This is a genomic window from Flavobacterium sp. 102 (assembly GCF_003634615.1).
GTDB lineage: Bacteria > Bacteroidota > Bacteroidia > Flavobacteriales > Flavobacteriaceae > Flavobacterium.
This window is the reverse complement of record NZ_RBKX01000001.1, coordinates 1,431,208-1,443,164: the sequence shown is the minus strand read 5'-3', so window position 1 is coordinate 1,443,164 and position 11,957 is coordinate 1,431,208. Positions and strand designations below refer to the sequence as shown.

3 protein-coding genes are annotated in these 11,957 nt (G+C 38.5%); all 3 read right to left on the bottom strand.

The window, feature by feature from the left end; all coding sequences use genetic code 11:
• Window positions 1-18: 18 nt before the first annotated feature.
• The 3 genes from C8C84_RS17275 to C8C84_RS06285 are packed head-to-tail and all read right to left on the bottom strand — an operon-like array spanning window position 19 to window position 11,672.
• Complete coding sequence (locus tag C8C84_RS17275) at window positions 19-1,893, bottom strand: OmpA family protein (RefSeq protein ID WP_121312723.1); 1,875 nt, start codon at window positions 1,891-1,893, stop codon at window positions 19-21.
• Between the two features lie 11 nt (window positions 1,894-1,904).
• Window positions 1,905-2,840, bottom strand: a complete 936-nt coding sequence (locus C8C84_RS06290; protein ID WP_121312722.1) for a type IX secretion system membrane protein PorP/SprF — start codon at window positions 2,838-2,840, stop codon at window positions 1,905-1,907.
• A 57-nt stretch (window positions 2,841-2,897) separates the two neighbouring features.
• On the bottom strand, window positions 2,898-11,672 hold the full coding sequence (locus C8C84_RS06285) for a choice-of-anchor J domain-containing protein (protein ID WP_121312721.1): 8,775 nt from the start codon (window positions 11,670-11,672) through the stop codon (window positions 2,898-2,900).
• Between the last annotated feature and the right edge of the window lie 285 nt (window positions 11,673-11,957).

The following is an 11,957-nucleotide window of genomic DNA, read 5'->3' as shown; positions in this document are numbered from 1 at the left end:
ACGTATTTTATTAAAAATCTATTTTTTTATAATCAAGAACTCTGAACGTCTGTTTTGAGCATCTTGTTCTTGCGTACAATTAGTGCCACATTTAACTTTTTGCTCAGTACTTCCAAATCCTTTTCCGGAAATTCGGCCTTGAGAAATTCCTTTTGAGATAAGATACTGAACCGTAGATTGTGCTCTTCTTTCGGATAAATTCAAGTTATAATTCAAGCTTCCTTTTGAGTCTGTATGCGATTTTACAAAAATTACCATCGACGGATTGTCTTGCATCACTTTTACTAATTTATTCAACTCAATCGCACCCTGAGCAGTAATGTTACTCTTATCATATTCAAAATAAATCGGATTGAGAATCACTTCTGTATCCGTAATGATCACTTCCGATGGAACCAGCGCCATCTCAACGGTGGTTTCTCCGGCTTTATCAGCTTTTACTGCTGAAGTTGCCGTTTCAAAATTTTGAGCTGATGCTTGCAATCCGTAACCCAAATTACATTCGATTGGGTAACTTACTTTTCCTTCTGCATTGGTTTTTTCGGTAGCGATTACATTTCCTTTTAAGTCTAAAATAGCCACTGAAACATTCGCTAATGGCGCTTTCGTTTTACTATTGGTTACTAAAACAATCGCTTCTGCTTTACAAATTGGTGCCGCAGAAAATATCGCATCAGTTCCTTTTCTGTTAGAAGAAAAATAACCAACATTCGAATTTTTATTAAAGCTGAAAGAGAAATCATCTTTCTCACTATTTACCGGTTTGCCCAAATTTTGAGCCGGTTTTGGATCATTTAAATTGGCTTTGTAAACATCATAACCACCCAATCCTTGTCTGCCCATAGTGGCAAAATACAGCGTATTGTCTTCAGCGATGAAAGGAAAATTTTCTTTGTCGGCTGTATTTACATTTGGTCCTAAATTTTGAGGTTTGCCATAACCATTGGCTTCTACTGATACTTTCCAGATATCAGATTCTCCTAATCCGCCTGGCATGTTAGAGGCAAAATATAAAGTTTTACCATCTTTACTCAAACTTGGATTGGTAACCGAATAACTTGTACTGTTAAAAGGCAATGCTTCTACATTCGACCATTTACCATCCGTTTTAGTGGCTTTGTAAATTCCTTGTTGACCAATTTGTGTATTGGTATTTTTGTTTTTTTCGTATTGCTTTTCACTGTGACCGTCTCTGGCGAAGAACATGGTGTTTCCGTCAGCACTCAACGTAACCGGACCATCGTGGAAAGGGGTATTCAATTCTCTTACCGGAGTTGGTTCAGAAAAACTTCCGTTCTCACTTCTGGTCGATTGATAGATATCTAAATAAGGTTGGTTGTTCCACTTATCCGTTTTATTGGAACTGTTTCTGGTACTGGCAAAATAAAGGGTATTGTCGTTCGTTAACAAAGCGCCAAAATCACTTTGCCCTTTGCTGTTGATATTGGTATCCGCAACGTCAAATAATTTTGAATTGTTGGCCAAACTCGGGATGTAATTTGGGTTTGCTAAATGTTCTTTTGCTCTTTCATCTTTCGGCATCATTTTAGCAAAAACATCCATTTGTTTATTGGCTTCCTGATATTTTCCTAAAACTTTTAAAGTTTGTGCATATCGGTAATAGGTTTCCGCTTCAGCTTTTCCTTTTGCAGTGGCTTTTGCAAACCATTTTGACGCATTTTCAGAATCAAAAACATTGTAGTAACTCTCTGCCAATTGGGAATAGATGTATTCGTTAGCGCCTTTGCTTTCTGCCAGTCTTTGGTATTCTTCAATGGCGGCAACATACTGGTAACTTTCAAAAAGTTTGTCCGCTTTGACTGTTGCGTTATTTTGCCCGTAACTTGCAGTTAGTAATAATATCAAACTAAAGGTGATATAAGTTTTCTTCATGGTTGGTTTTTTTAGAAAAATCTTGGTGAAACAGAAACTTTTTTAGACAAATTTAAGTCAAATAACAACATAAACTCATGCGAAGCCGGAGCCGTTCCTTTAATATCTGAAATTACATGGTCGTAAGCATAACCAATTCTAATTGATGGCGTAACGGCAACGTTAACCATAGCTCCAAAGGAATCGTCTAAACGATAAGTTCCCCCTATTTCGTATTTATCTAAGAATAAAAAATTAGCCGAACAATCTAAAGACGTCGGTGCTTTGAATGCTGATTTTAGCATAAAAGACGGCTTGAATTTGGTAGTAGCCGACAAATCAAACACATAACCACTGGTTAAAAAGTAGTGTTGGGTATCGCTTCCAAATTGGTATTCCTGTCCGTTACGAGTAATATCAAGATGTTTTCCGTCTAACATATTAGGCACCGACAAAGCAGCATAGTATTTATCGGTATAGAAAAATAATCCGCTCCCAATATTCAATTTGATGTTGCTACTGTTTTCATCAAAAGCAAAATCGCCCGGTTGTTGTGTATAACCGTTTCCGATTTCAGAAAACAAACCGATTTTTTGAAAAGTGGCTCCGGCTTTTAAACCGAAAGCCAACTTACTTTGTCCGCCCATATTAATGGTATAAGAGAAATCTCCAAAGACATTGGTTTCTTCCACCGGACCGATTTTATCTGAAATGGCAGACAAACCCAAGCCCACATTTTTTCCAACCGGACTATGAATGGCAAAAGTTGCTGTTTTTGGCGCGCCTTCTAATCCAACCCATTGTTGACGGTAAAGTAATCCGCCCGAAATATTTTCTTTTGAACCGGCATAAGCAGGATTCATGACATTCATATTATACATGTATTGCGTATAATGTGGATCTTGTTGTGCTTGAACTTCCATTGCGAACAATGATAGTAATGCCAGTACTAAATATCCTTTTTTCATTAGGTGTGTCATTTTTATTTATTAAAGTTTCTCAAGAAACTATCTGTAACTATTTGATTAATACTCTCTGTTGATGTATACCCAACCTGTTTTGTTTGAACCTTCTGTAGTATGAATACTGTAGAAATAAGTTCCATCAGGCAATTCATCACCGCCGTCTGATTGTCCTCTCCATTGGTTGGTATAATTTCCTGAGAAAGAGAACACTTTTGTACCGTAACGGTTGAAAATGATAATATCTTTCACACCATAACCTGTCAAATCAAAAGTATCGTTGACTTGATCATTGTTAGGCGAAATACCTCTTGGAATTATACGACAAGGATTGTTTTCTACGGTGAAATTCATTGTTGAGTCGCATCCGTTTAATGTAACGGTTAAGTTGAATACTAATGGCAATAACAATGATGGATTTTGAGCCATAAACTCGTCTACATTTAATGTAGCATTTGTACCTACTGTAGTCGTTCCTTGCGTCCAAGTATAACTAGCTGCATCAGTATTAAAGCTTGCTTCGATAACACCCAAAGTAAGCATACTGTTTTGACAAGAAGCATCGATTGAGAATGACAAGTCAGATAAGATCGTGATAGTAAAATTGGTTGATCCACCAACATTACAAGTAGCGGTGTCAACAGGAATGGTGTAGGTAATAATATAACTACCCGAATTACTACCTTCAATATTGATTTCACCGGTTGTTGGATTAATAATTAAACCTGCTGTTGAACTGAATGTTCCGCCTGTTGTAAATCCGGTTACCGTTGTTGGTAAAGCATTCGCAGCATTGGCACAAAAAGTAGCATCATAACTGAAGCCTGTAACCGGTGTAATTCCTGCCGAAATAACAATCGTTGCTGTAAATGTTCCTCCGTCTGTACATGTTGCAGTATTGGCCGCAAGCGTATAAGTAATTTGATGAGACCCTAAAGTTAACGAAGTCACAGCTCCGGTCGTTGGGTTAACCGTTACCGAAGTTGAACTGAATGTACCGCCAGTGGTAAAATTGACCGGCAATATCGGTAATGGATTAGCAGTTGCATTGATACAAGCATTGGCATAACTGAAAGTTACATTTGGCGCAGCCAATGGGTTTACAGTGATAACAGCAGCACCTGTTAGTGCTTGACTACAAGCGGCAACTGTTGATGACGTTACACTTACCAACGTATAAGTTGTAGTAGCCGTTAAAGCTGTAGTAGTAATTGTAGCATTACCCGATCCATCTAAAACTATCGTTTGGTTGGCACCACCGTTCACTGTATAAGTTACTGTGGCATTCGCTGTTCCATTAAATGTAATCGTTGCAGTTAATCCGGTACAAATTGTAGTTGTTCCCGAAATAGTTGCGGTTGGTAAAGCTTCAACTGTTACTACAGCTGAACCTGATTGTGTTTGAGAACATGAAGATAATCCTGCGCTGGCAACACTTACTAAGTCATAAGTAAATACTCCGACTGTTGCTGTTGGTACACTGATGGATACACTGTTCCCGGTTGTTGTTGTTAAAGTTTGGTTTGCCCCACCGTTGATAGTATAGGTGAAGGTATAAGGTTCCGCACCATTGGCACCGGTAAAAGTAATCGTTGGATTAGCCGCGTTTTGACAAACAGTTGCCGTTCCGGAAATAGTAGCCGTTGGTAATGCTCCTACTGTAATAACTGCAGTACCGGTTACGATTTGGTTACAAGTTGATGTTCCCGAAGCTACACTTACTAAAGCATAAGTACTATTGGCTGTCAATGCCGGCGTTGTAACTGTTGCAGTTCCCAAACCATTCAAAATGATAGTTTGGTTAGCTCCGCCATCAACAGTATAAGTTACTGTCGCATTTGGAGTTCCGGTAAAAGTGATTACTGTAGTAGCTCCTGAACAAATTGAAGTTGTTCCTGAAATAGTAGCCGTTGGTAAAGCATTTACGGTAACCGTTGCTGTTCCGGTTTGTGGTTGACTACACGCTAAAGTTCCTGAAGCGGTTACACTTACTAAAGTATAAATACTATTTACAGTCAATACAGGCGTTGTAACTGTTGCCGTTCCCGAACCATTCAAGACAATAGTTTGATCAGCTCCACCATCAACAGTGTAAATTACTGTTGCATTTGCGGTTCCATTGAATGTAATAGTCGCTGTTGTGCCTTCACAAATATCGGTATTTCCTGAAATTGTAGCTGTTGGCAATGTCTCAACAGTTACTAAAGCGTTTCCTGTTTGAACTTGACTACAAGGATTAGTTCCTGAAGAAGTAACACTTACTAAATCGTAACTGGCATTGGCTATTAAAACTGCTGTAGTCAATGTTGCAAGACCAGTAGCATCTAAAGTGATTGTTTGGTTTGAACCACCGTTTATGGTATAAGTAACTACTGCGTTTGGTGTTCCATTGAATGTGATTGTTGCTGTTGAACCTTCACAAACTGTTGTTGTGCCTGAAATAGTAGCCGTTGGCAAATCATTCACTTGTACTACAATTTCAGCGCGTGGTCCTTCACATCCGTTAGTATCTACTGCCGCAGCATAGAATACTTGTGAGTTTCCGGCTATAGCGGTACTTGGTGTTGGAGCAATCGCTGTACCAACGCCACCTATTGCTTGCGTATACCAGTTGATTGTATTGCCAGTTGAAACAGTTGCTGTCAATGGAGTAGCTACATCATTCACACAATAAATAGTTGGATTAACTACTTGAGCTGTTTCTGTAGTTCCTTGTTTGGTAATCGTTATTACTCTATCACAGTAAGCAGTTTTCCAATGGAAAATGTAGCTACCGGGAGTTGTAAATCCGGAAACGTTTGTTGCGCCGCTGTTTGGCGTTTCAATAGTTGTAGTTCCGGGATTGTTTGCATCTGCTTCCCAAACTCCTACTCCGTTAGCATCAAAAGCCATACTTGTTGTTGTACAATCTAAAGTAGTATCAGCAGTATCAATCTCGATATCCACATTGGCTTTGAAATTGGCTGCATCTAAAAGATGTCCAATAGCATTTCCTACTGTGCGGAAAATAAAACGTGTTGTGGTTTGTCCACTCGGGATATCATAAGTTCCTTGCACTAAATCCCAGTTTGAACTATTGGCGTTATCTTCTGCAATTACTGTAAACGGTCCTGAAGGTGGTCCGGCAAATAATTGTAAAGTGGTACCATTACCACCAGTTTGTCTTGTTGCACTGGCAAAACTAAAGTCCATCATCGTAATTTGAGACGTATCAAAATCTTTGTACAGCCCTTTGATATTTGGATCGCTCGGATTCCATTCGTCTTCTCCATCTTGCGTTAATTGAAGACATTGTCCACCTTCAAATGGTGTAACGCCTATATTGTTTCCTTCAAGGAAGAACATGGTTCCCCAATCGGTATTGGTTCTCCAACCCGGTATCACTCTTGAATTAAGAATAGTTGAAACTCCAGACACATATTGCATTGGCAACTTCTCAAAACTATAATTAAAGGCATCCATATCACACAAATCTTCTGGTGTAGTCACACAGATATGGAATGTTTTATCGGATACTCCTGGGTCATTTAAAGTCAATCTAATTTTATAAGTTTTTCCAACCACTAGTTCACTTGAATATTTAGCTACAAAAGAATTGTTATTGCTGCATCCTTTTTCAACCATAGACCCATCGGTTTGTACTTCATATAAAGACATCATTATCTGTGGCCAAGCACCAACAAAACCACCGGTATAATATGTTCCCGGAGCGAAGTCGCTTAATTCGATAACATGAACTTTTGAGGTTGCCACAAAATCATACCAAATATCTCCACTATTCACTCCCGAACAAGAAGTTGGAACAGTAGAAGCAGTTGCTGAAATAAAAGAAGCATCTGCTCCCGAAACTTCACAGCTTGATCCGGTATTTACCTGTAAGTGAACTGCATTAGCAGCTTCGTCATTTCTAATAAATACTTTTGGCCCAGACCAGTAACTTTTATCTGAAGGGCCACAAACGGCACGAACCAAATATTCATAAGTACCGTCAGCAGCATTAATAAAATCTGCAGCTGCCGGAGTATAAGATGGTGAATTTACAATAGTTCCTGATTGAGGAATCGTTCCGTTTCCATAAGGCTGAACAAAAACCTCCCATTGGGTTTCTGAACCACCCGGTGTCCATGAGAAAACTCCTTGGTTATTTACAGCCAAATTGGTTGGTTGTGGGCAAGTTACCACACCACAACTGGCAATACCTGTAAACAAAGTTGTATTTACCAATCCTAATCCTAACGGACTGGTCCAAACAATATTATTGGCTTCGTCTCTGATGAAAATTTGCGCTTCTGAATATTGAACGCCACTTCCAAATCCATTCCAATATAAAGAGTACTCAACACCTGTACATAAGAACACAGGGTAATCTAAAACAGCAGGCTGACCAAAACCAGGAAATTCAATTGCTTGCACCTCAACACCATTTTGAATTACACTAACATTATCCGTAACTGTCCCTGTATTTCCATTAGTAACTGAAATAGTATATTGACATACATTAGTATAATCACATTTTGTCAAAATTTCAAATGGACCAACCCATTCGCTTTGTGAAGAATCGCTACATACTGCTCTCACATAATATTGGTACAAAGTTGACGGGGTCAATCCTGTAACCGTGTAGGGATGAGCATTAGCGGTATAAAGATAAGCCGGTAATGTATCTCCTGTTGGTGGTGGTGTACCATAAGGCTGAACTGAAATTTGCCACGAGGTTTCTGCACCGGTAGTTTCCCAATTAACCTCTGCCGAAACATCAAGAATATTTGATGTTGAAACGTTGATTACAGATGGACAAGCCGGAATGTCTTCTACAATTACGTTGTCAATAAAAGTATACTGCCCTCTGTAATTCCATGGATTTGGTGGGAAAAATGGAGTATGAAAACCAATATTAATATTGGTATCTGACGTAATATCTGTCAAGTTAATCACTTTTTCTCTCACAGTAGTACTACTTATAACCTCATGAACAAATGTAATGTCTAAAGGACCTGCCAAAGTTGAATATGCTCCTTGTGATATCGTTACAGTTAATCCATTGATGGCAGTAACTGTTGCGCCGAATGGAATTTGCCAAGCCAAATCAGCCCTGTCTCCTATTCTAACCCCTTCAACAGAAGTTAAAGTTATTGTATTAGAACCCTGAACTATTCCTGTCCCATCTGTAGGACGGACAATATTATTTTCATATAAAATCGTTGAAAACTGATTGGTAGCTACGCCATTTGTGGAAAGTATCACTTTTAAATCCTCTTCAAAATCTCCGTTACTGTATGTTCTATAGTAAAAACGGAGTCTTTGTCCGGCATGTGCTGTAAGGGTTGGTGTAATTAACCAATCATTATTGGCACCATTCATACCGGTAAACAAAGCGGCCATTTGGTTACCAAACATCGGTTGGGCAGTTTGATTAAGATTCCAAGCGTTAGCGTCTGCATTGTTATTATAAATCGTCCAACAAGTTTCTGTTGGTGAATTACTATCAAAAGTTTCGATAAACGGTGTTGGTAAGGCATTACAAGTGGTTCTGAAAGGGAATGGCCCAACCCATTCGCTGCTTTCTGTATCATTACAAACTGCTCTAACATAGTATTCGTAAGCTGTATTTTCTGTTAGCGTTGCTTGGTATGTTGGTATTGCATTTACGGTAACTCCTGAACCAGTTGGAACTCCTGACATTGGTGCCTGAATAACCACTTCCCATTGTGTTTCAGTAGCTCCTGGTGTCCAGGATAAATCCGCAGATGTTGGTGTTATATTAGTTGCTGTTAAACTTGCTGAATTCGGATTAGGACAAGCCGGCGCATCTTCAATTACAAAATCGTCGATTGTTACTAGACCTGTTTGTGTCGGATTAGGCATATTCGGTGGAAGACGGAAGGCAATATAGGTTGTTCCTGCTCCTGTAAATAAAACCGAATCTTCCATAAAACTCTCGTTAGTGAAATCATGTAACGGAATCAAAGTAGTATAAGTAGCAAAATCAGGTGTTGAGGACATCAACACTTCAAAGTTTCCTCTTGGGAATAATGCGATAGGACCTATTGGAGCAGTTACTCTGTATTTAAAACGTAGTCTTTTAGGGCCAACGGCATTCACCGGTACGCTTATTAACCAATCATCATAGGATTGAAAAGGATCAAAAAAAGAAATAGGTTGTGGTCGTATGTTTGCGTCTGTTTCGTTGATTATCCACTCTGCATTGTCATTATTAGCGTTGTTAGTAGACCAACAAAATTTCTTAGTGTTAGGATCAGGGTCATTAAAACTTTCATAATAAGGTGTAGGCTGTTCGATACACAAAGTATTAAATTGAATAGGTCCAACCCAGATACTTTGTTCAGACGCAGAACAATAAGCTCTCATATAGAACTCGTATTGCGTAGACGGATTCAACCCTGTTATAGTAAACGGATTAGTGCTCACGATATTCACAACAGCTCCAGGGACAAATGGTGTTGTTGGTGTACCCGTTCCTAAAGGCTGTGCTACTAATTGCCATTGGGTGTTTTGATAACCATTAGTCCAAGAAATCTCAACTGAATCTGTATCCAATGTTCCCGGAGTTACAACTGGATACGCAGGTTCAGAACAAGCTGGTAAATCTTCGATATAAACATCATCAATATACAACCAGCTTCCGGTTTGTAAAGCACCAGGTGGTACTAACCAAGCAATATTCACATCTCCTGTAATATTTGGTAAAGGCACTATTATTTCAACAAAGTTATACGCAGTAGTGTAAGAAGCTAAAGGAATTATAGTTGTGGTAAAATTTGATGCACCTACTCCTGTTGTAGAAAGTTTCACCTCAAATGAACCTGGTCCACCAGTAGGATTGTCTACAATAAGACCCCAGTTACCATAAATATTGTACTTGAATCGCAGTCTTTTTTGAGTAACGCCGTCAAAATGAAATATTGGTGTCACCAACATATCATTGTTTTCGCCTTCAGTTGAAGTACGTAATTTTGCAACCGGCTCACTAAAGGCATTTGGACCATAATGAAATACATTTAAATCATTGTTTAAATTTAAAGATGTCCAACATGGTTCAGGAATTCCGTTTGTAGTATTAGCATTGGTGAATCCTGTATAATATGGTAATGATAAAACGTTACATTGTGTAGTGAAAGCTCTTGGTGCTGACCAGTCTCCCGGAGTTCCGTTACAAACCGAACGCACATATAAATTGTAAGCCAATCCAGGAGTAAGATTTGACAATGGATTGTTTATGTTGGTATTGGTAGAAATTGTCCCTGTTTGACCGGCAGTAGGTGCCGGTAAAGTTGCCGGTAAGGCAATATATTCCCAAGCACTCACTAAATTTTGAACATTGTCCCATGAAGCTGTTGCTGTAGTTTGCTGTAGATTATCAATAGACAATGATGGTTGAGAAGGTGCCGGACAAGTTGAACCACTAATAGTAAAAGTAAAACAAAGTCCTGCTCCCGGATTAGTATGTTGGTATGGTGATGAGATTACAATAACATAGTTCTGTCCCGCTTGGGCATAAAAATTTGGAATCTGTACCGGCACACCATTAGAAGTAGTGGCAATTGCTGCCAAACAACCTGCTGATGTACCAACACCTACGCAACCATCGAAAATAAAAACACTTGAAAGCGTATTATAACAATTATTACCACCACCACCTGAAGCAGTATTTGCCACTTGTGTAATATTAATTAATCCTGAAGTAGTTGGTGTATAAGAAAGATAAACATGGTTTCCTGACAGTAGATTTCCTGTTTGTCCAATCGGTTGACAACTGAATCCTTGGCTATTTAACTCAACATACGTATTGGCATCGTAAAATTCATCCAAATTGGCACTTAAAACATAAGGCGTTGTTGTTACATCTGAAGGGACGTTTATCGCTGTATTACACGATAATCCAACAGTTGTCGTTGTAAAAGTAAAAGGACCTGCCCATGTACTGTTGGTACTTGCATCACAATTGGTGATAATATAAACATCATAAGTTGTTGAAGGTTCTAAGTCAATTGCATTATAACTATTTCCGGTTGGTGTACCTAATGCGCTATGACCTGCTCCAGTTGGAACAACATCTATTCCGAATTGTGTTGCCGTGGGATGTGTCCATGATATTGCGGCTCCTGATTCTGAAGGAACAATCATTGGTGCCGTTACCGGATCACAACTTGATATTACCCTAACACCATCTACAAACCAACTATCACCACTAGTAGCAGCAACACCGGTTTGATTGGTTACAGCAACAAATGCCAAATAAACCGGAATACCAGAAGGTATGGTTGGTATATTGACTATTTTTTCTTCATAAGTTGTTGGCGCTACATTTAAACTCGCTTCTGTCCAAGTTTGTAAAACCACATTGAAACTAGTTATATCAGGCTGATTCGCAGTTGAAATCCTAAGTTGATAAGTAGCTCCTCTGTTCGTAAAACTACCTTGCTTGGTATAAAAACGAATTTGACCATTGGTAGGTGTCAAAAACTGAGGCGTTATCATAAAATACTCCGCTGTAGTACCTACTGTATTATTAAGTGCTGGATTTACCGTTGCACCACCACTTGACAGATATCCTCCGGTCGGTGTATGAACCCAGTTGTTTGCAGGAGGTGAAACTAAATTACTAGTAACCGCCCAAGTTCCTGGGATACCGCTTTCGAAATGTTCTGTTGTCAATTGACTATAACCAAGATTGGTTACTATCAATAAAAATAGAACTAAAAATCGCTGAAGAAATACTTGGTTAATTAAATAATCTACATTAACATTATTTTTTTGAAAAATACCGTTTACTGGTTTTGGCAATGTAGTTTCAAAAAAGGGATAATTTTTCTGCATTTTGTTAGTTATTAAATTGGTGATGTTAATTCATTTTAAAAATTAATTTTTTGAAAGATGTTCTTCTTAAAATTAATTCGAAATCTTGTTACTCTTTTTGGCTTTTTTTGTCAAAATTTTGCCTTTTCTCTCTGAAAAATGCTCGCTAAAAAAAAATGAAGTATAACAATCTAAATTGGCTATTAGAAATGCTAAAATATTTACATTTTTAAAGCAAAACTGCTTCATTTTTTATCAATAAACGTCATTCTTCAAGGATGAAATCACGACAACACAAAGCCTTTA

Excerpts from the sequence above, each read along its gene's own strand:
- C8C84_RS06290 (WP_121312722.1), bottom strand. The coding sequence starts at position 2,840 with ATGAAAAAAGGATATTTAGTACTGGCATTACTATCATTGTTCGCAATG.
- C8C84_RS06285 (WP_121312721.1), bottom strand. The coding sequence starts at position 11,672 with ATGCAGAAAAATTATCCCTTTTTTGAAACTACATTGCCAAAACCAGTA.
- C8C84_RS17275 (WP_121312723.1), bottom strand. The coding sequence starts at position 1,893 with ATGAAGAAAACTTATATCACCTTTAGTTTGATATTATTACTAACTGCA.